Genomic DNA, 19,133 nt, shown 5'->3' on the forward strand with positions numbered 1-19,133 from the left:
CGGATGGATACGCGGGTCAAGCCCGCGTATGACGAGATATGTGAATCCAGTAGGGTCAAGCCCGGCAATGACGGCGGGGATGGGTGCATATGGCCGGGCTCGTCCCGGCCATTCACGGCTCACTCCACATCCGCCTTCATCAACGCGCGCAGCGCTTTCGGGATCGGCTGCGCCCGGCCGCCGCCGACGAAGGCGACGCGCACGCGCGCCTTGACCAGCACATCGCCGCCGCGGCGCACTTCCTGCGCCAGCGTGATCGACGCGCCCTTCACCTCGACCGGCCATGTCACCACCTCGAGCACGTCGTCCATGCGCGCCGGCTTGAGGTAGTCGATCTGCATCGACCGCACCACGAAGGCAAATCCCGGCGTCTCGGCCTGCGCCTCGGCGAACAGCGCGTGCTGCTGCGCGCCCATCAGCCGCAGATGATTGGTCCGTCCGCGCTCCATGAAGCGCAGATAATTGGCGTGATAGACGATGCCGGAAAAATCCGTGTCCTCGTAATAGACGCGGAGCTGCAGGTGGTGGCGGCCGTCGGCGATCAAGCCGTCGAGATGGGAGGTCATGAAATAAGTCCCGTCAAAGTGCGGCGGCCAACGACAGCCGCGCGGCCACCGCAAGCAGCCGCTTGTCGCGTGTTTCGTTCCCCAACGCAGCGCAGTGGTGGGCGCAGAGCCGGGGCCGTATGGAGCGCCGGCGTTTGGTGCGATCCCCGGTTTTGCGAAACAGCGCTACGCGCTGCATCGCGCCGGAACACACGTCACTCCTCTTCTCCAGTTCCGAACAATCCGAACTGCGCCGGGTCGCGCGCGGGCTCGGCGAGGCCGAGGTGCCGGAACGCGTGCGAGGTCAGCAGCCGGCCGCGCGGGGTGCGCTGCAGGTAGCCGCACTGGATCAGGAACGGCTCGATGATGTCCTCGATGGCGTCGCGCGGCTCCGACAGCGCCGCCGCCATGGTTTCCACGCCGACCGGGCCGCCGCCGTAATTCATCGCGATGGTGGAAAGATAACGCCGGTCCATGGCGTCGAGGCCGGCGGCATCGACTTCGAGCGCGGCAAGCGCGGTGTCAGCGATGGCGCGGTCGATCGAGACGGCGTCCGCGGCGGAGGCGAAATCGCGCACCCGGCGCAGCAGCCGGCCGGCGATGCGCGGGGTGCCGCGGGCGCGGCGCGCGATCTCGTTGGCGCCATCCGGCGTCATGCCGACCTTGAGCACGCGTGCGCCGCGGGTCACGATCTTTTCCAGCTCCGCTTCGGTGTAGAAATTCAGCCGCACCGGAATTCCGAAGCGGTCGCGCAGCGGGTTGGTCAGCAGGCCCGCGCGGGTGGTGGCGCCGACCAGCGTGAATTTCGCAAGCTCGATCTTGACCGAGCGCGCCGCCGGTCCCTCGCCGATGATGAGGTCGAGCTGAAAGTCCTCCATCGCCGGATAGAGCACTTCCTCCACCGCGGGACTGAGGCGATGGATCTCGTCGATGAACAGCACGTCGCGCTCTTCGAGATTGGTCAATAGCGCGGCGAGATCGCCGGCCTTGGCGATGACGGGACCGGAGGTGGCACGAAACCCGACGCCGAGTTCGCGCGCCACGATCTGCGCCAGCGTGGTCTTGCCGAGCCCGGGAGGACCGACGAACAGCACGTGGTCCAGCGCCTCATTGCGCTTTCGCGCGGCCTCGATGAAGATCGCCAGGTTGGCGCGGGCCTGCGCCTGGCCGACGAATTCCGACAATAGCTGCGGCCGCAGCGCGGTGTCGGCGCCGTCATCGGCGCGGCGCTCGGGGGTGACGATGCGGGCCGTGGTCACCGCGCCAGTTCCTTCAAGCCCAGCCGGATCAACTGCGCGGTCTCGGCATTCTCGCCGGCGATGCGCGAGGCGCCGGCGATCGCGGCGGCGGCCTGCGGCTGGCCGTAGCCGAGATTGACCAGCGCGGAGATCGCGTCGGTGACCGGGCGCGGCGCGCGGGATTCGTCGATGCTGCCGGCCAGATGCACCAGCGCCGGATCGACATTCGAAAACGCCGGCGCCCTGTCCTTCAATTCGGTGACGATGCGCTCGGCCACCTTGGGGCCGACGCCGGGCGTGCGCGCCACGGCGGCCCTGTCGCGCAGCGCGATCGCATTGGCGAGATCGGACGGCGGCAGGGTGCCGAGCACGGCCAGCGCCACCTTGGCGCCGACGCCCTGCACGGTCTGCAGCAGGCGGAACCATTCGCGCTCGATGTCGGTCGAGAAGCCGAACAGCCTTATCTGGTCTTCGCGGACGTAAGTCTCGATCGACAGCACCGCCGCCTCGCCCCGCGCCGGCAGCGCCTGCAGGGTGCGGCCGGCGCAATGCACCTGATAGCCGACGCCGCCGACGTCGAGGATCACGTAATCCTCGCCGTAGGAATCGATCAGGCCCTTGAGCTTACCGATCATGCTGGCCTCGATCGCGCAACAAGCACGGCGTCGTCCCCGCGAAGGCGGGGACCCATACACGCCGTCGTCACATTGAGGCAATGTGGCTGACGCCTTTTCTTACTTCGCACGTCGGTGGTTATGGGTCCCCGCCTTCGCGGGGACGACGTGTGGAAAGGGCGTGCTCCGCTCATGCGCCCGCCACCTTCAGCCGCAGCGCGGCGCTGCCACGGTGATGCGCATGGGTGATGGCGATCGCCAGCGCGTCGGCGGCGTCGGGGGATTTCGGATCGGCCTTGGGCAGCAGGATTTTCAGCATCACCAGGATCTGGTTCTTGTCGGCATGGCCGGCGCCGACCACGGTCTTCTTGACCTGGTTCGGCGCATATTCTGAAACCGGTATCCCGAACATCGCCGGGCTCAGCATGGCGACGCCGCGGGCCTGGCCGAGTTTCAGCGTCGCGACGCCGTCCTTGTTGACAAAGGTCTGCTCGACCGCGGCCTCGGCGGGGGCGAAATCGCCGAGCACTTCTGTCAGCCCCTGATGGATCGCCAGCAGCCGGCGTGCCAGCGGCAGGTCGTCCGGCGGATTCACCGAGCCGCAGCCGATGAAGCTGAGCCGGTTGCCGGACGTTTCGATCACGCCCCAGCCGGTACGGCGGAGGCCCGGATCGATGCCGAGGATGCGAATCGGTGGTGTCATGCGCCAGTGATACCGCCGCAGCGGCAGGAACGAAATAGCAACGGGCTGCCGTCCCACACTCGGTTGTCATCCCGCGCAAGCGACACCGGTTTTGTCGGCGCGGTGTACCCTACCCGCCCACCTTGCTCATCAGCGCGTCCGATACCTCGAAATTCGCATACACGTTCTGCACGTCGTCGTGCTCGTTGAGCAGGTCGATCAGCTTCAAGAGCTTTTCGCCGGTCTCGTCATCCACCGGCACGGTGTTTTGCGGCTTCCAGGTCAGCCCGGCCTTGCGGGCTTCGCCGAATTTGGCCTCCAGCGCCTGGGCCACCTCGCGAAAGGTTTCCTGCGAGGCGTAGATCTCGTGGCCGTTGTCGGATGACACCACGTCGTCGGCGCCGGCCTCGATGGCGGCGTCCAGCATGGCGTCCTCGGAGCCGACCTTCGCGTCGTATTCGATGATGCCGGTGCGGTCGAACATGAAGGCGACCGAGCCGGTCTCGCCGAGATTGCCGCCGGATTTGGTGAAATAGGAGCGGATGTCGGAGGCGGCGCGATTGCGGTTGTCGGTGAGCGCCTCGACGATGACGGCGACGCCGCCGGGGCCGTAGCCCTCGTAGCGGATTTCGTCATAACTTTCGGCCTCGCCGCCGATCGCCTTCTTCACCGCGCGCTCGATGGAATCCTTCGACATGTTCTCCTGCCGCGCCGAGATGATCGCGGCGCGCAGCCGCGCGTTCATGGCCGGATCGGGCTGGCCGAGCTTGGCCGCCACGGTGATTTCCCGCGCCAGCTTGGAGAACAGCTTGGATTTCTGCGCGTCCTGCCGGCCCTTGCGGTGCATGATGTTCTTGAACTGGGAATGTCCGGCCATGCGGGTCTCGTCGCTGCGTTTCAGGATGCGAATGGGGTGAAGGCGCGGCGTTATAGGCCGCAAAACCGTTAAAATCAAAGATATGTTGACCATGACTTCACCGGGCGATGCGAGGCCCTGTGCCGGCGATAACGGTGACCGCGCCGTCGGGCTTGACCCGGCAATCCATCCCCTTCGAAACGGCTCTTTCCGAAGATGGATGGATACGCGGGTCAAGCCCGCGTATGACGAGAGGTGTGAATCCGGCGGGGCCTGTCCCGGCCATCCACGTCTTGCAGGCTCTCAACAAAGAACGACGCGGATGCCGGGCACAGGGGCCGGGCATGACGAACAGCGGGAGGGGCATCCATGAAACGGCGCGATTTCATCAAGGCGGCGGTTGGCGCAGCGGCGGTGTGGCCGGCCACGGTTCGGGCGCAGACATTTCCGTCGCGCTCCATCACGCTGATTGTGCCGTTCGCGGCGGGCGGGCCGACCGACGTGCTGGCGCGTATTCTTGCCGAGCATATGCGGGGGACGCTGGGCCAGACCGTGCTGATCGAAAACGTCACCGGGGCGTCCGGCGCCATCGCCGGCCTGCGCGCCGCGCGGGCCGCGCCGGACGGTTATACGCTCACCATCGGGCACTGGGGCACGCATGTGCTCAATGGCGCGGTCACTTCGCTGCAATACGACGTGCTGAACGACTTCGAGCCGGTGGCGCTGGTCGGCAACGGACCGCAGCTCATCATCGGCAAGCCGAAGCTGCCGGCGAAGGATTTGAGGGAATTGATCGGCTGGCTCAAGGACAATCCGAACAAGGCCACCGCGGGCACCGCAGGACCGGGCTCCGGGGCCCATGTCGCCGGCGTTTTCTTCCAGAACCTGACCGGCACCGGCTTTGCGTTCGTGCCCTATCGCGGCGCCGGGCCCGCGCTCAACGACTTGATGGCCGGGCAGATCGATATCATGTTCGACCAGGCCACCAATTCGCTGCCGCAGGTGCGCGGAGGCACGGTGAAGGCCTATGCCGTGACCTCGCGCACGCGGCTGGCGTCGGCGCCTGATATCCCGACCGTGGATGAAGCCGGATTGCCCGGCCTTTATATCGCCTACTGGCACGCGGTCTGGGCGCCGAAGCAGACGCCGGCGGACGTGATCGGCACCCTGAATGCCGCGGTGCGCGTGGCGCTGGCCGATCCCGTGGTGCAGCGGCGGTTTCTCGAACTCGGCCAGGAGACGCCGCCGCCGGAAAAGCAGACGCCCGCCGCGTTGAAGGAGCATCAGGCGGCGGAAATCGAAAAATGGTGGCCGATCGTAAAGGCGGCGAATATCAGGGCGGAGTGAGGTTCCGGCCGCGATGCGGCGCTTCGCAGGACCGGGACCCGTTCATGGTGATTTCGTAGCACCGCGTCCGGAACCAAATGCTAGGTCACCCAGAACCCCGGCAGCGCCGGCTCCAGCCTTCCGCCGACCCGCACCGGGGCGATGCGCCGGGCCAGTCCCGTCGCGTCGTCGGTCTCCACCGCGACGCCGCTCAGCGTCGCCGCTCCGCTTGCCGGTTCGAACCGCCCCGAGGGAATGCCGGTGGTGAAACGGTGCAGCGGTTCGTCCTTCTGCATGCCGATCACCGAATCATAGTCGCCGGTCATGCCGGCGTCGGTCATGTAGGCGGTGCCGCCGCTCAGGATCTGATGATCGGCGGTGGGCACATGGGTGTGGGTCCCGACCACCAGGCTGACGCGGCCGTCGCAAAAAAAACCCATGCCCTGCTTTTCGCTGGACGCCTCGCCGTGGAAATCCACCACGATGGCGTCGGCGGCCTGCCGCAGCGGGCAGGCGTCGAGTTCGCGGTTGACGGCGCTGAACGGATCGTTGAGCGGCTCCATGAACACGCGGCCCATGGCGTTGATCACCAGCGCGCGGGCGCCGCGCTTGGTCTCGACCAGCGCGGCGCCGCGGCCCGGGGTATGACGCGGAAAGTTCAACGGCCGGATCAGGCGCGGCGCGCGCTCGATGAACACCAGCGCTTCCTTCTGATTCCAGGCGTGATTGCCGAGCGTGACCGCGTCGGCGCCGGCGTCGATGAAGTCGTTGTAGATCGCCTCGGTGATGCCGAAACCGCCGGCGGCGTTCTCGCCGTTGACGACGACGAGATCGAGCGCCCAGGTCCGGACCAGGCCGGGCAGATGCTCGGCAATGGCGGCGCGCCCGGTCTTGCCGACGACGTCGCCGATGAAGAGAATGCGCAACTTCAAGGACTCCGGAAATCGAAGGTTCGCTGCTCCGTTAGCACATAATCCAGCGCCACGTCGTGCGGCTGCATCGGCACGGCCTTGATCTCCTGCACGGCGAAGCCGAGGCCGATGGCGATCACGGCTTTCACCTTGCGCAGATGCGCCAGCGTGGTGTCGTAGTGCCCGGCGCCGTAACCGATGCGGTGACCTGACCGGTCGAACGCCGCCAGCGGCACCAGCAGAACGTCCGGAACGAGTTCGGCGGCGGCGGGCGACGGCTCGAGGATGCCGAGCGGGCCAAGCAGCAGGTGAGCGCCGGGAGTCCAGGCGCGGAATATCAGCGACCTGCCGCGCGCCGTGACCGCCGGCAGCGCCAGCCCGACGCCCCGGGCCGCGAGGTTTTTCAACAGCGGCGTCGGATCGATCTCGCTGCGGATCGGCCAATAGCCGGCGACAACGGCGCCGGGCCTGACCTCGAGGGGAAGTCCGCGCGCCGCGATCGCCTGCGCGGCGGCGCTGCGACCTTCGATATCGAGCGCGTCGCGTCGAGCCAGCGCCGACGTCCGCAGCTCCGCCTTTGACCGGGTGGACGACATACCGCGTTATATTCCGCCGCCGTCCGCCGCGAAAGCCGCTGTTTTCAGGCTCTCCCGCCGTTTCACGCCGGCCGTGGCCGGGACCGGGGACCCAGCCGCAAAGGCATGCCGCTTTCAATAGCTGTCCGGGGAGCGGCGAAGACAAGCCGGCGCAGCAAAAGATGGCTGTATCGCCGGGCGCGCTGGCGCTGGTGAAGACCATTCAAAAGAATATGCCGGCATCGGGCGATGCATCGGCGCTGTCAGACATGGCGTCCCAAATGCCGGCTGCAAACGCCCGGTTGCGCAAAATCGATCGTGACGCCGGATGAATGCCGCAAGCGATCGAGCCGGGCCGTGCCCTCACGCAAAGGCGCTACTGGATTTACACATCTGCCTCTGGTTTTGCTGATGGCCGGACCAGCACCGCGTCATTGTGGATGAGAATAATTCACTTTCCGTCATGGCCGGCACAAGGCCGGGCATGACGAACCGATGGCGCCGCCCGATTTCATGGATGCTTTTCGGCCAGACTTCAAAAACAAAAGTGCGAAGCCGCGATGGCCGTTGGAGCACTCGATCCCGGAGTTCCCTACGAAAGTAGGTGGGCACCATGTAGCCAAGTCCACGGACCTGGCCAGGGACAGTTCCCGGAAGGATCGATAAGGCCCCGGGGATATATGGCTCCTGACGCGCGACGCAGCTTCGCGGGGGTAATGTAGGCGCTGTGGACGCGAGATGCCAGCGTTGTTCTCACCCTTCCGGAAGGGGGAGGATTCTGGAGACCCTACCCGATCGCCACCCCGCCGCCGATGGTGCGGTTGAGCACCTGCGTGGTCTTCTCGATGCGGTCGGCGGCGGAGTTCAGCGCGGCGGCGACGGCGGTCTGGGTGGCGCGCGCGCGGTCCGCGGCGACCACGCGGACGTCGCGCAGGGCGGCGAGTTCTTCCTCCAGCGCGCGGATGCGCCCATTGGCGTCGAGCAATTCATCGCACACCGTCAGTGCCGCCATGACCGTGAGGCGCGCATCGCCGATCTCGCCGAACTTGCCGCGCAGGCTGCCGATTCGCGCTTCCAGATTCTCGGCGAGCTTGAGCAGCCGCGCCTCCTGGCCTTCCTCGCAGGCCATGCGGTACTGGCGCCCGTTGATGGTGACGTTGATATGGCTCATCAGGCCTCTCCGGCGTCGAGCACGGTGCGGATGGTGCCGATCGCGGCGTCCAGCCGCTCGGCGATCTCGCGATTGGCGCGCTCCAGCCGGCGCGATTTCACCAGCGAGCCGTCGAGTTCGTCGGCCAGCCGCGAGCGGTCCGCGCCCAGCGCCTGAATCCGGGCCGCCAGCTCGTCCTCGTCGCGGTCCGCCTCGCGCCGCCGCTCCACCGCACTCTCCAGCGCGTCGAGTGCGGCCATCAGCCGCCGTGTCGCCGCGTCGATTTCGGCGGAGACGGTTTCGGAGGCACTGGCGGGGCGATTATTCATGCGGAATGCTGGATTTCCATGACGGCGCCGCGGACACGCAAAAGCCACGGCTCGGCAAGCGTTTAGCCTGCGAAATTTACGTGGCAAGCGAGGCCAGCGCAACGGCGCTGCGCATCTATGCACCGAAAGCCGCACGGCGCCGTATAATCAGGGTTCCCCGGCCCCGCACGCGATGCTATCCACCCATCACTCTCCGAGGTTTTTCACCGCCGGACTGCATCGAATCGCGATGCTGGACGTTCTCATCGCATCATCCCACCCCACACGGAATTCTCATCATGGCGAAGGTCGATCACACCCGTATGGCCAATGCGATTCGCGGCCTTGCCATGGATGCGGTGGAAAAGGCCAAATCCGGCCATCCCGGCCTGCCGATGGGCGCCGCCGACATGGCCACCGTGCTGTTCACGCAATTTCTGAAATTCGACGCCGCCGCTCCGACGTGGCCGGACCGCGACCGCTTCATCCTGTCGGCCGGCCACGGCTCGATGCTGCTCTATGCGCTGCTCTACCTGACCGGCAACAAGGACATGACGCTGGACCAGCTCAAGCGTTTCCGCGAGCTCGGATCGTTGACGCCGGGCCATCCGGAGAATTTCCAGACCCCGGGCATCGAGACCACCACCGGACCGCTGGGCCAGGGGATCGCCACCTCGATCGGTTTTGCGCTCGCGGAAAAAATGCTCGCCGCCGAATTCGGCAAGAAGATCGTCGGCCATTACACCTATGTACTGGCATCGGACGGCGACCTGATGGAGGGCGTGTCGCAGGAAGCGATCGCGCTTGCCGGGGTCTGGAAGCTGAACAAGCTGATCGTGCTGTATGACGATAACGGCATTTCCATCGACGGCCCGACGTCGCTGGCCGATACCGTCGACCAGGTGAAGCGTTTCAAGTCCGCCGGCTGGGCCGCCGAATTGATCGACGGCCAGGACCAGGCGGCGATCGCCGCGGCCATCGCGCGCGCGCAAAAATCCGGCAAGCCCTCGCTGATCGCCTGCAAGACCACCATCGGCTACGGCGCGCCGACCAAGGCCGGGACCGCAAAAGCTCATGGCGAAGCGCTCGGCGCCGATGAATTGAAAGCCGCCAAGGAAAAACTCGGCATCTCGCTGGAGCCGTTTTCGGTGCCGGACGACGTGCTGCAGGCCTGGCGCGAGGCCGGGCGCCGCGGCGCCGGCGCACGCGGCGAATGGGAAGCGCGGTTTGCGGAATTGGGCAACCGCAAGCGCGCCGAGTTCGAGCGGCGTCTGCGCCATGAGCGGCCGGCATCGCTGGCCAAGGCGCTGAAGGCGCACAAGAAGGCGCTGATCGAAACGCCGCAGGACATCGCGACCCGCAAATCCTCCGAATCCGCGATCGAGGCGATCGCCGCGGCAATGCCGATGGAATTCCTCGCGGGCTCCGCCGATCTCACCGGCTCCAACAACAACAAGGCGAAGTCGGCGGTCGCGTTCTCGGCCAAGGCGCCCAAGGGACGCTTCATCCATTACGGCGTCCGCGAGCATGGCATGTGTGCGGCGATGAACGGCATCTTCCTGCACGGCGGATTTGCGCCCAACGGCGCGACCTTCCTGGTGTTCGCCGACTATGCCCGCCCCGCCATGCGGCTGGCGGCGTTGATGGGCACCGGCGTGGTCTATGTGATGACCCATGATTCGATCGGGCTCGGCGAAGACGGCCCGACGCATCAGCCGGTCGAGCATCTTTCGGCGCTGCGCGCGATACCGAACATGCGGGTGTTCCGGCCCTGCGACGCGATGGAGGTGACGGAGTGCTGGGAGCTCGCGCTGAACCGCATTGACGGTCCGACCGTGCTGTCGCTGACCCGGCAGAACGTTCCGCAACTGCGCACCACGGCGCGCAACGATAATCCTTGCAGCGTCGGCGCCTATGAACTGGTCGCCGCTTCCGGCGACGCGCAGGTATCGATCTTCGCCTCGGGTTCGGAGGTCCAGATCGCGGTCGCCGCGCAAAAACAGCTCGCCGGGAAGGGCGTCGCCGCGCGGGTGGTGTCGGTGCCGTCGCTGGAATTGCTGCTGGCGCAGGATCCGGCAAAGCAGCGCGCCATCATCGGCAATGCGCCGGTGAAGGTCGCGATCGAGGCCGCGGTGCGCTGGGGCTGGGACGCGGTGATCGGGCAGGACGGGCTGTTCGTCGGCATGCACGGTTTTGGCGCCAGCGGCCCGGTCAAGGACGTATTCCAGCATTTCGGGATCACCACCGAGGCGGCGGTTGCGGCGGTGATGAAGCGGCTTTCGTAAGGGCGGGATCGGCGTAACCCGCCACGCCGGCTGGCTGCCAGGTCACGATCAGGACACAGGCGGCACGGCGAAGGGTATTCCGGTGTCAGGAGGCGGCGGATTACGCTTCGCTGATCCGCCGACGGGTTGAGCTTGCCGGAAAAAAGGACTATCTACCCTGCATATTTCCGTTCCCGTCCGGCCGAACCGGGCGATCCGCCGCAAGCGCTTCACGTGAGATGATCCGTGGGGACGGCACCAGCTTTTGAAGGAGAACGATCAATGGCAGTCCGGGTCGCGATCAACGGGTTTGGCCGCATCGGCCGCAACATTCTGCGGGCGATCGCCGAATCCGGCCGTACCGACATCGAGGTGGTCGGGATCAACGATCTCGGCCCGGTCGAGACCAACGCGCATCTGTTGCGCTTCGATTCCGTGCATGGCCGCTTTCCCGGCACGGTGACGGTCGAGGGCGACAGCATCAGCCTCGGCAACGGCAAAATAAAAGTTTCGGCGGAGCGCGATCCGACCAAACTGCCGTGGAAGGATCTGGGCGTCGACATCGCGCTGGAATGCACCGGCATTTTTACCGCGCGCGACAAGGCGGCCGCGCACCTCACCGCGGGCGCCAAGCGCGTGCTGGTGTCGGCGCCGGCGGACAATGCCGATGCCACCATCGTGTTCGGCGTCAACCACGACAAGCTGACCAGGGATCACCTGGTCGTCTCCAACGGGTCGTGCACCACCAACTGCCTCGCGCCGGTGGCGAAAGTGCTGAACGACACCGTCGGCATCGAGACCGGCTTCATGACCACGATCCACGCCTATACCGGCGACCAGCCGACGCTGGATACGCTGCACAAGGACCTCTATCGCGGCCGCGCCGCGGCGATGTCGCTGATCCCGACCTCGACCGGCGCGGCCAAGGCGATCGGCCTGGTGCTGCCCGAACTGCAGGGCAAGCTCGACGGCGTCGCGATCCGGGTGCCGACGCCGAACGTTTCGGTCGTCGACCTCAAGATCGTAGCCTCGCGCAAGACCGACGCGAAGGAGATCAACGAGGCGATGAAGCGCGCCAGCGAGCAGCAGTTGAAAGGCGTGCTCGGCTATACCACCGCGCCCAACGTCTCGATCGACTTCAACCACGACCCGCATTCGTCGACGTTGCACATGGACCAGACCAAGGTGCAGAACGGCACGCTGGTGCGGGTGATGTCGTGGTACGACAACGAATGGGGCTTTTCCAACCGCATGGCCGACACCGCCGTGGCGATGGGCAAGCTGCTGTAAAAGTTCAAGTTCATCGTCATGCCCGGCCTTGTGCCGGGCATCCACGCCTTTACTTCGCCGGAAGGAAAACGTGGATGGCCGGGACGAGCCCTACTGGATGCACACATCTCGGCCGTCATTGCCGGGCTTGACCCGGCAATCCATCCGCTTCGAAACGCTTCTTCCGAAGCGGATGGATACGCGGGTCAAGCCCGCGTATGACGAGATATGTGAATCCAGTAGGGACTAGCCCGGCCATGACGTGGAGAGTGACGCATGCCGAATTTCCGTACCCTCGATGACGTCGACGTCAGGGCCAAGCGCGTGCTGCTGCGCGTCGATCTCAATGTGCCGATGGAGCAGGGTCGCGTCACCGACGCGACGCGGCTGGAGCGCATCGCGCCGACCGTCAGCGAGATTTCCGGCAAGGGCGGCAGGGTGATCCTGCTCGCGCATTTCGGCCGTCCCAAGGGCCGCGATGCAAAGAACTCGCTGAAGCCGGTAGCGGCGGCCCTTGCCGAGGTGGTCGGCAAGCCGGTGGCGTTCGCGGATGACTGCATCGGCGGCGTCGCCGCGAACGCTGTCGCCGCGATGCGGGATGGCGACATTCTCTGCCTGGAAAACACCCGCTTCCACAAGGAAGAAGAAACCAACGATCCCGCCTTTGTCGCCGAGCTCGCAAAACTCGGCGACATCTGGGTCAACGACGCCTTCTCCGCCGCGCACCGGGCGCATGCGTCGACCGAGGGCCTCGGCCACAAGCTGCCGGGCTACGCCGGCCGCACCATGCAGGCCGAACTGGACGCGCTGGGCAAGGCGCTGGAAGCGCCGAAGAAGCCGGTGATCGCCATCATCGGCGGCGCCAAGGTTTCCACCAAGATCGACCTGTTGCAGAACCTGGTCGGCAAGGTCGACGCGCTGGTGATCGGCGGCGGCATGGCCAACACGTTTCTGCACGCGCAGGGCGTCGGCATCGGCAAATCCCTGGCCGAGAAAGACCTCGCCGCCACCGCGTTGCGGATTTTCGAGAAGGCGGAGGCCGCCAACTGCGCGATCATCCTGCCGGTCGACGGCGTGGTCGCCTTTCACTTCGCCGCCAATGCGCCGTCGCACGCCTACGGCCTCGACGCCATTCCCTCCGACGGCATGATCCTCGATGTCGGCCCGCAGTCGATTGCGCGCATCCATGCCGCGATCGACGACGCCGCGACGCTGGTCTGGAACGGCCCGCTCGGCGCCTTCGAGATGACGCCGTTCGATCGCGGCACCATGGTCGCGGCGAGGCACGCTGCGGAGCGGACCAGGGCGGGCAAGCTGATTTCCGTCGCCGGCGGCGGCGACACCGTGGCGGCGCTGAACCAGGCCGGCGTCGCCGGTGATTTCAGTTACGTCTCGACCGCCGGCGGCGCGTTTCTCGAGTGGATGGAAGGCAAGCCGCTGCCGGGCGTCGAGGTGCTGAAGTTGTAGAACTTGCAACCATGAGTCGGTTGTTTCAACCTGACGTTTGCGTTATGTTCTCATCATGACTGATACCCTTGCCGACGCCGTTCCGCAAATCCTGAGTAAAATTCAGGACAGCATCAGCACGCTCCGGTCAGAGGTCGGGCAGTTTCGAACCTCGGTCGAGGGACGACTGGATCGGCTTGAGCAACTCAACCGCAAGTATCGGCGCGACGCCGCCGCCATGATGGTGATCATGCGGTCGACTGCCGGCAATTTCGACGAGCGCGTCAGCGCGGTCGAGGAACGGCTGGCCGCGCTGGACGCCCGCATTAGCTGATTGATGCGCGCAATGGTCAATGGACTAGAAGGCAGGCATAAAGCCCACTGCCTTCAAACCTTTCCATACGCGCTTCAAATCTGGACCCAGCCCAACTGGCAGATGGAATAGGCTGGATATATCGCAATTTCCAAGCGGATGGATTTGGCAGATGCTCCGGCGTTGAAACGCTGGACAAAAGATAGATGGAGCGACCTGAACGGGAAGAGAATAGATAAAGGTTTTGCATAAAAATAGCTTTCAAAAATAATTACGCCGACAAATACATCGGCTCTATATCGCTACGTCGAAATACGAGGATTCGGCGTGTCCTGCGCAATCCTAGCCTTGGATTTCACCGCCTGCCGCGTTATGAGCGGTGCAGCATTTCCGGCGGCACCCGCCTACCCGCCCTTCGCAAAGGACCCAGCCATGCCCCGTATCACGCTCCGTCAATTGCTCGACCACGCGGCTGAAAACGACTATGGCGTGCCGGCCTTCAACATCAACAACATGGAACAGGCGCTGGCGATCATGGACGCCGCCTCCACGCTCGACGCGCCGGTGATCATCCAGGCCTCGCGCGGCGCCCGCTCCTATGCCAACGACATCATGCTCAAGCACATGATGGACGCGGTGACGGAAATCCATCCGCAGATTCCGGTCTGCGTGCATCTCGATCACGGCAACGGCCCGGACACCTGCATGACCGCGATCCAGGCCGGTTTCACCTCGGTGATGATGGACGGCTCGCTGAAAGCCGACGGCAAGACCGCGGCGGACTGGGACTACAATGTCGGCGTCACCAAGACCGTCACCGGCATGGCGCATCTCGGCGGCATTTCGGTCGAGGGCGAGCTGGGCGTGCTGGGCTCGCTGGAGACCGGCATGGGCGACAAGGAAGACGGCCACGGCGCCGAAGGAAAACTCAGCCACGACCAGTTGCTGACCAATCCCGACGAAGCCGTCAAATTCGTCAAGGAAACCCAGGTCGACGCGCTCGCGATCGCCATGGGCACCTCGCACGGCGCCTACAAGTTCACCCGCAAGCCGGACGGCGACATCCTGGCCATGAACGTGATCGAAGAGATCCACCGCAAACTGCCGGACACGCATCTGGTCATGCACGGCTCCTCCTCGGTGCCGCAGGAGCTGCAGGACATCATCAACGCCTACGGCGGCGAGATGAAGCCGACCTGGGGCGTCCCGGTCTCCGAAATCCAGCGCGGCATCAAGAACGGCGTGCGCAAGATCAACATCGACACCGACAACCGCATGGCCATGACCGGGCAGATCCGCAAAATCCTGAGCGAGAACCCCGGCGAATTCGATCCGCGCAAATATTTGAAGCCGGCGATGGAGGCGATGGCGAAACTGTGCAAGCAGCGGTTGGAGGAATTCAATACCGCGGGGCAGGCCGGCAAGATCAAGAAGGTGCTGACCACCGCTGAGATGGCGAAGCGTTATGCCGCAGGGGAACTGACGCCGAAGCTGGCGTGATCTCTTCGCGCATTTGCATGCGGTCACGGTCCTTCCGTTAACCGGCAACGTTCTTGACCTCGAACGATGTCGCGTGGTGATCGAGCCGACCGAGCAAAATGGTCTTTCGCGGGGCTTTCTCAGGTGATGATTGAAAGCAACTACTGCGCCGCCTCACAAAGCAGAGACTTTTATTGGCACCTCTCGTCGGAAGATATGGTTGCGGTCAGAAGCGCCCTTGCCCACTTCCTCGGTTTTGCCTGAAAACCGTCTAACTCGACGCTAAAGAAACGATCGCTCGGAGGAAGCTTATGAATCTCGCCGATCTCAATAAAATCGCGCAAGCCCTGGTCGCGCCCGGCAAGGGCATTCTCGCCGCCGACGAATCCTCCGGCACCATCAGGAAGCGGTTCGACGCCATCCAGGTGGAATCGACCGAGGACTCCCGCCGCGACTATCGCGAGATGCTGTTCCGCTCCGGGGAGGCGATGGCGAACTATATCTCCGGGGTCATCCTCTATGACGAGACCATCTGGCAGAAGGCCAGGGACGGCACCCCGCTGGTGAAGCTGATCGAGCAGGCGGGCGCCATTCCCGGCATCAAGGTCGATGAAGGCACCCAGGCGCTGCCGAATTGCCCCGGCGAACTGGTCACGCTCGGCCTCGACGGACTGGCCGAGCGGCTGAAGAAATATCGCGACCAGGGCGCGCGCTTTGCGAAATGGCGCGCGGTGATCGACATCGGCCAGGGACCTTCAAATCACGCCATTCCCACCATGACGGCGGTCAGCGTCAACGCCCACGCGCTGGCGCGCTATGCGGCGCTGTGCCAGCAGGCGGGAATCGTGCCCATCGTCGAGCCGGAAGTGCTGATGGACGGCGACCACGACATCGACCGCTGCACCGAGGTGACGATGCGCGTGCTCAACAAGACCTTTCAGGAACTGCGGCTGCAGCGCGTGGCGCTGGAAGGCATGATCCTGAAGCCCAACATGGCGATCTCCGGCAAGAAGGCGAGCAAGCGCGCCTCGGTCGAGGAGGTCGCGGAGAAGACCGTCCGCCTGCTCAGGAGCTGCGTGCCGGCGGCGGTGCCGGGCATCGCGTTCCTGTCCGGCGGGCAAACCGACGAGGAAGCCACCGCTCATCTCGATGCCATGAACCGGATCGGCGGGCTGCCGTGGAAGCTGACCTTCTCCTATGGCCGCGCGCTGCAGGCGGCACCTCAGAAGGCATGGTCCGGCAAGGCCGAAAACGCAGCCGCGGGACAGCAGGCCTTCACCCATCGCGCGCGAATGAATTCGCTCGCCAGCACGGGACAGTGGAAGGCCGATCTCGAAAGCAGGAAAGCCGCATAACGCTTCATGGCCACGAAATCCGTTTCCCCGCGGCCGGCGCCGCGGCTCTATCTCGCGACACCGGCGGTGGACGATCCCTCGCCGCTCGTCGGCAGCCTGCCGGCGCTGCTCGCTGCGGCCGACATCGCGGCCGTGCTGGTGCGGCTTACGCCCTCGGACCCGCGCGGCATGATCTCGCGCATCAAGGCGCTGGCGCCGGCGATCCAGAACGCCGGCGTGGCGTTGCTGATCGAGGGTAACGCCGAGCTGGTCGCGCGCTCCGGCGCGGACGGCGCCCATCTGGCCGGCATCGAGGCGTTGCAGGAGGCGCTGCCGACGCTGAAGCCGGAGCGGATCGCCGGTGCCGGCGGGCTTGCGACGCGTCACGACGCCATGACCGCGGGCGAGGCCGGCGCGGACTATGTGCTGTTCGGCGAGCCCGACCGTCATGGCCGGCGGCCATCGACAGAGGCGATCGGCGATCGGCTGCAATGGTGGGCCGAACTGTTCGAACCGCCCTGCGCCGGCTTTGCGGCAACGCTGGACGAAGCAGAGGGATTCGCCGGCGCCGGCGCGGATTTCGTTCTGGTCGGCGACTTCATCTGGACCGATCCGCGCGGGCCCGCCGCGGCGCTGATGGACGCCGGGCAGGCGATCAGGCAAGGTCATGCCGCGATGTCCGCACACGCCAAGGCCGCACGGGGATGACGCCGGAATGAAGCTCCTGCGTCCGATATCGATTGCCGTTTGCCTCGGCCTGCCGGCCGCGGGCGCCATGGCGCAGGTCAACCTGCTGCCGCCCCCGGGAGCCCCGCCCCCGGTGGTGAGCAAGCCCGCCAAAGCGAAGATCTTGAAACCCGCGGCCAAAAAGCCGGCGCCGGCTCCGGCGCCGGCTTCGCCCGCAGCCGCCGCCGTCCCCGACGACCCCAACGCCGATATGGTCTACGGCGCCTATCAGCGCGGCCAGTACAAGACCGCGTTCGACCTCGCCAGTGCGCGCGCGCAGAACGGCGATCCGAAAGCGATGGCGATGCTCGGCGAACTCTATGCCGGCGCGCTCGGCATCAAGCGCGACTATGCCAAGGCGGCCGAGTGGTACAGGCGCGCCGCCGACCTCGGCGACCGCGAGGCCATGTTTGCGCTGGCGATGCTGCGCATCGCCGGCCGCGGCGGCCCGGTCAACCGCGAGGAAGGCGCCAAACTGCTGGCGTCCTCCGCCAAGCTCGGCAGTCCGAAGGCGGCCTACAATCTGGCGCTGCTCTATCTCGACGGACAGACGCTGCCGCAGGACCTAAAGCGCGCCGCCGAATTGCTGCGGATCTCCGCCGACGCCGGCAATGCCGAGGCGCAGTATGCGCTCGCGACCTTCTACAAGGAGGGCACCGGCGTTGCAAAGGACATCAACAAGGCGGTGCGGCTGCTGCAGGCGGCGTCCCTGGCCGACAATGTCGATGCCGAAGTCGAATACGCCATCGCGCTCTACAACGGCACCGGCACGCCGAAGAACGAGGCTGCGGCGGTGGCCTTGCTGCGCAAGGCGGCGAAGCAAAACAGCCCGCTGGCGCAGAACCGGCTGGCCGGCGTGCTGGTCGCGCGGCCAGGCGCGCCGGAGGAACGCATCGAAGGCCTGAAATGGCATATCGTCGCCAAAACTGCGGGCAAAGGCGACCTCAGGCTCGACGAGGCGCTGGCGCAGGCAAGTCCCGAAGATCGCGCCAAGGCCGAAGCGGCGGCGCGCAAATGGCTCGGCACCAAATGATCCGCCTTGACGGCGCAGCCTGCGCAGGGCACGCCATCTCTCCATGTCGTCCCCGCGCAGGCGCCAGGTCATGCGCATATCCCGTCATGCGCGGGCTTGTCCCCGCGTATCCATCGATCTTCGGAAGGATTGTTCGAAGCGGATGGCAGTGACGCCGGAGACAGGTGTACGCCCCGGCGCCTGCGCGGGGACGACAAGTTCAACAGAAGCCGAGCGATCATGCTGCATTCAGCTCTCATCAACGTCATGGTCAAGGCCGCGCGGCGCGCGGGGCGCAGCCTCAAGCGCGATCTCGGCGAGGTCGAGCATCTTCAGGTGTCGCTGAAAGGTCCGGCCAATTTCGTCACCGCCGCCGACAAGCGCGCCGAGGAGATGCTCTACACCGATCTTTCCAAGGCGCGGCCGGGCTACGGCTTCATCGGCGAGGAAGGCGGAAGCCGCGAAGGCGCCGACAAGTCGCACACCTGGATCGTCGATCCGCTCGACGGCACCACCAATTTCCTCCACGGCATTCCGCAGTTCGCGATTTCGATCGGGCTGCAGCGCGAGGGCGTCATCATCGCCGGCCTGATCTACAATCCGGCCAACGACGAGCTCTACATCGCCGAGCGCGGCAAGGGCGCGTTCCTTAACGACCAGCGCATCCGCGTCGCCGGCCGCCGCCAGATGGAGAGCAGCGTGGTCGCCTGCGGCATGCCCCATATCGGGCGCGGCGACCTCGAATTGTCGCGCGCGGAGATGACCGCGATTCAAGCCAAAGTCGCCGGCCTGCGCCGCTTCGGCGCCGCCTCCCTCGACATGGCTTTCGTCGCAGCCGGCCGGCTCGACGGCTACTGGGAGCGCAATTTGCAGCCCTGGGACATGGCGGCCGGACAGATCATCATTCGCGAGGCCGGCGGCGTCGTCAGCGGCATTGCCGGCGACGACGATTGCCTGAAGACCGGCACCGTGGTGTGCGGCAATGAATATGTGCACGGCGAGCTCGTGAAAATGCTGAAGCCGCTGGGCGGATAGAAAGCGCGGTTTCACGCGTTCCGATCGCGGGATTGCGAATCCGCTACCTG

General features: G+C 65.7%; 19 protein-coding genes, 1 other RNA gene and 1 pseudogene. 11 read left to right on the forward strand and 10 right to left on the reverse strand.

Going from position 1 to position 19,133, the window contains the following annotated elements:
• Positions 1-119: 119 nt before the first annotated feature.
• The 5 genes from ybgC to ACFE72_RS17800 all read right to left on the reverse strand — a co-directional run bounded on the left by ybgC (position 120) and on the right by ACFE72_RS17800 (position 3,956).
• A complete protein-coding gene (ybgC, locus tag ACFE72_RS17780) occupies positions 120-566 on the reverse strand; it encodes a tol-pal system-associated acyl-CoA thioesterase (protein WP_375414442.1) in 447 nt (148 codons plus the stop codon).
• Positions 567-760: 194 nt separating this feature from the next.
• Positions 761-1,804 (reverse strand): Holliday junction branch migration DNA helicase RuvB, encoded by a 1,044-nt coding sequence (ruvB, locus tag ACFE72_RS17785; protein ID WP_375414443.1) that lies wholly within the window; start codon positions 1,802-1,804, stop codon positions 761-763.
• A complete protein-coding gene (gene ruvA / locus ACFE72_RS17790; protein WP_375414444.1) occupies positions 1,801-2,418 on the reverse strand; it encodes a Holliday junction branch migration protein RuvA in 618 nt (205 codons plus the stop codon). Before ruvA ends, ruvB begins: the two co-directional genes overlap by 4 nt.
• A 169-nt stretch (positions 2,419-2,587) precedes the next feature.
• Positions 2,588-3,100: a crossover junction endodeoxyribonuclease RuvC gene (gene ruvC, locus ACFE72_RS17795; protein WP_375414445.1), complete on the reverse strand. Its 513-nt coding sequence runs from the start codon at positions 3,098-3,100 to the stop codon at positions 2,588-2,590.
• 109 nt (positions 3,101-3,209) lie between these two features.
• A complete protein-coding gene (locus ACFE72_RS17800) occupies positions 3,210-3,956 on the reverse strand; it encodes a YebC/PmpR family DNA-binding transcriptional regulator (RefSeq protein ID WP_375414446.1) in 747 nt (248 codons plus the stop codon).
• Positions 3,957-4,304: 348 nt separating this feature from the next.
• Between ACFE72_RS17800 and ACFE72_RS17805 the strand changes: the two genes are divergently transcribed.
• The gene (locus tag ACFE72_RS17805; RefSeq protein WP_375414447.1) at positions 4,305-5,282 is read left to right on the forward strand and encodes a tripartite tricarboxylate transporter substrate-binding protein; all 978 of its coding nucleotides are present in this window, start codon (positions 4,305-4,307) and stop codon (positions 5,280-5,282) included.
• A gap of 80 nt (positions 5,283-5,362) precedes the next feature.
• Here ACFE72_RS17805 and ACFE72_RS17810 read toward each other — a convergent pair whose 3' ends face one another.
• Both ACFE72_RS17810 and ACFE72_RS17815 read right to left on the reverse strand, forming a co-directional pair.
• On the reverse strand, positions 5,363-6,187 hold the full coding sequence (locus ACFE72_RS17810) for a TIGR00282 family metallophosphoesterase (protein ID WP_375414448.1): 825 nt from the start codon (positions 6,185-6,187) through the stop codon (positions 5,363-5,365).
• Positions 6,174-6,768 (reverse strand): annotated as a pseudogene (locus ACFE72_RS17815) (5-formyltetrahydrofolate cyclo-ligase); the annotation flags it as partial. The pseudogene ACFE72_RS17815 and the gene ACFE72_RS17810, both read right to left, overlap by 14 nt.
• Positions 6,769-6,929: 161 nt before the next feature.
• Here ACFE72_RS17815 and ACFE72_RS17820 point away from each other — a divergent pair.
• Entirely contained in the window at positions 6,930-7,079 is a 150-nt protein-coding gene (locus ACFE72_RS17820) for a hypothetical protein (RefSeq protein WP_375414449.1), read from the forward strand.
• Positions 7,080-7,295: 216 nt separating this feature from the next.
• Here ACFE72_RS17820 and ssrS read toward each other — a convergent pair.
• From ssrS to ACFE72_RS17835, 3 genes are all read right to left on the reverse strand, one after another.
• Positions 7,296-7,456: non-coding RNA, 6S RNA (gene ssrS / locus ACFE72_RS17825), on the reverse strand.
• A gap of 78 nt (positions 7,457-7,534) precedes the next feature.
• Positions 7,535-7,918: a cell division protein ZapA gene (locus tag ACFE72_RS17830; protein ID WP_375414450.1), complete on the reverse strand. Its 384-nt coding sequence runs from the start codon at positions 7,916-7,918 to the stop codon at positions 7,535-7,537.
• Complete coding sequence (locus ACFE72_RS17835; RefSeq protein ID WP_375414451.1) at positions 7,918-8,226, reverse strand: DUF4164 domain-containing protein; 309 nt, start codon at positions 8,224-8,226, stop codon at positions 7,918-7,920. Before ACFE72_RS17835 ends, ACFE72_RS17830 begins: the two co-directional genes overlap by 1 nt.
• Positions 8,227-8,504: 278 nt before the next feature.
• Between ACFE72_RS17835 and tkt the strand changes: the two genes are divergently transcribed.
• From tkt to ACFE72_RS17880, 9 genes are all read left to right on the forward strand, one after another.
• On the forward strand, positions 8,505-10,490 hold the full coding sequence (gene tkt, locus ACFE72_RS17840) for a transketolase (RefSeq protein WP_375414452.1): 1,986 nt from the start codon (positions 8,505-8,507) through the stop codon (positions 10,488-10,490).
• 261 nt (positions 10,491-10,751) lie between these two features.
• On the forward strand, positions 10,752-11,759 hold the full coding sequence (gene gap / locus ACFE72_RS17845) for a type I glyceraldehyde-3-phosphate dehydrogenase (RefSeq protein ID WP_375414453.1): 1,008 nt from the start codon (positions 10,752-10,754) through the stop codon (positions 11,757-11,759).
• Positions 11,760-12,014: 255 nt separating this feature from the next.
• Positions 12,015-13,205, forward strand: a complete 1,191-nt coding sequence (locus ACFE72_RS17850; RefSeq protein WP_375414454.1) for a phosphoglycerate kinase — start codon at positions 12,015-12,017, stop codon at positions 13,203-13,205.
• A 55-nt stretch (positions 13,206-13,260) separates the two neighbouring features.
• A complete protein-coding gene (locus tag ACFE72_RS17855; protein WP_375414455.1) occupies positions 13,261-13,518 on the forward strand; it encodes a hypothetical protein in 258 nt (85 codons plus the stop codon).
• A 411-nt stretch (positions 13,519-13,929) separates the two neighbouring features.
• Complete coding sequence (gene fba / locus ACFE72_RS17860) at positions 13,930-14,997, forward strand: class II fructose-bisphosphate aldolase (RefSeq protein ID WP_375414456.1); 1,068 nt, start codon at positions 13,930-13,932, stop codon at positions 14,995-14,997.
• Positions 14,998-15,287: 290 nt separating this feature from the next.
• Positions 15,288-16,331 (forward strand): class I fructose-bisphosphate aldolase, encoded by a 1,044-nt coding sequence (locus ACFE72_RS17865; RefSeq protein ID WP_375414457.1) that lies wholly within the window; start codon positions 15,288-15,290, stop codon positions 16,329-16,331.
• A gap of 6 nt (positions 16,332-16,337) precedes the next feature.
• A complete protein-coding gene (locus ACFE72_RS17870) occupies positions 16,338-17,018 on the forward strand; it encodes a thiamine phosphate synthase (RefSeq protein WP_375414458.1) in 681 nt (226 codons plus the stop codon).
• Between the two features lie 7 nt (positions 17,019-17,025).
• Positions 17,026-18,069 (forward strand): tetratricopeptide repeat protein, encoded by a 1,044-nt coding sequence (locus ACFE72_RS17875; protein ID WP_375414459.1) that lies wholly within the window; start codon positions 17,026-17,028, stop codon positions 18,067-18,069.
• 219 nt (positions 18,070-18,288) lie between these two features.
• Positions 18,289-19,083: an inositol monophosphatase family protein gene (locus ACFE72_RS17880; RefSeq protein WP_375414460.1), complete on the forward strand. Its 795-nt coding sequence runs from the start codon at positions 18,289-18,291 to the stop codon at positions 19,081-19,083.
• The last annotated feature ends 50 nt before the right edge of the window (positions 19,084-19,133 follow it).

This window comes from uncultured Bradyrhizobium sp. (assembly GCF_964252615.1).
GTDB lineage: Bacteria > Pseudomonadota > Alphaproteobacteria > Rhizobiales > Xanthobacteraceae > Bradyrhizobium.

Coding starts and splice junctions, on each gene's coding strand:
- ACFE72_RS17875 (WP_375414459.1), top strand. CDS start 17,026: ATGAAGCTCCTGCGTCCGATATCGATTGCCGTTTGCCTCGGCCTGCCG.
- tkt (WP_375414452.1), top strand. CDS start 8,505: ATGGCGAAGGTCGATCACACCCGTATGGCCAATGCGATTCGCGGCCTT.
- ACFE72_RS17820 (WP_375414449.1), top strand. CDS start 6,930: ATGGCTGTATCGCCGGGCGCGCTGGCGCTGGTGAAGACCATTCAAAAG.
- ACFE72_RS17835 (WP_375414451.1), bottom strand. CDS start 8,226: ATGAATAATCGCCCCGCCAGTGCCTCCGAAACCGTCTCCGCCGAAATC.
- ACFE72_RS17880 (WP_375414460.1), top strand. CDS start 18,289: ATGCTGCATTCAGCTCTCATCAACGTCATGGTCAAGGCCGCGCGGCGC.
- ACFE72_RS17870 (WP_375414458.1), top strand. CDS start 16,338: ATGGCCACGAAATCCGTTTCCCCGCGGCCGGCGCCGCGGCTCTATCTC.
- fba (WP_375414456.1), top strand. CDS start 13,930: ATGCCCCGTATCACGCTCCGTCAATTGCTCGACCACGCGGCTGAAAAC.
- ACFE72_RS17805 (WP_375414447.1), top strand. CDS start 4,305: ATGAAACGGCGCGATTTCATCAAGGCGGCGGTTGGCGCAGCGGCGGTG.
- ruvC (WP_375414445.1), bottom strand. CDS start 3,100: ATGACACCACCGATTCGCATCCTCGGCATCGATCCGGGCCTCCGCCGT.
- ACFE72_RS17800 (WP_375414446.1), bottom strand. CDS start 3,956: ATGGCCGGACATTCCCAGTTCAAGAACATCATGCACCGCAAGGGCCGG.
- ACFE72_RS17850 (WP_375414454.1), top strand. CDS start 12,015: ATGCCGAATTTCCGTACCCTCGATGACGTCGACGTCAGGGCCAAGCGC.
- ACFE72_RS17855 (WP_375414455.1), top strand. CDS start 13,261: ATGACTGATACCCTTGCCGACGCCGTTCCGCAAATCCTGAGTAAAATT.
- ruvA (WP_375414444.1), bottom strand. CDS start 2,418: ATGATCGGTAAGCTCAAGGGCCTGATCGATTCCTACGGCGAGGATTAC.
- ACFE72_RS17865 (WP_375414457.1), top strand. CDS start 15,288: ATGAATCTCGCCGATCTCAATAAAATCGCGCAAGCCCTGGTCGCGCCC.
- ACFE72_RS17830 (WP_375414450.1), bottom strand. CDS start 7,918: ATGAGCCATATCAACGTCACCATCAACGGGCGCCAGTACCGCATGGCC.
- ybgC (WP_375414442.1), bottom strand. CDS start 566: ATGACCTCCCATCTCGACGGCTTGATCGCCGACGGCCGCCACCACCTG.
- gap (WP_375414453.1), top strand. CDS start 10,752: ATGGCAGTCCGGGTCGCGATCAACGGGTTTGGCCGCATCGGCCGCAAC.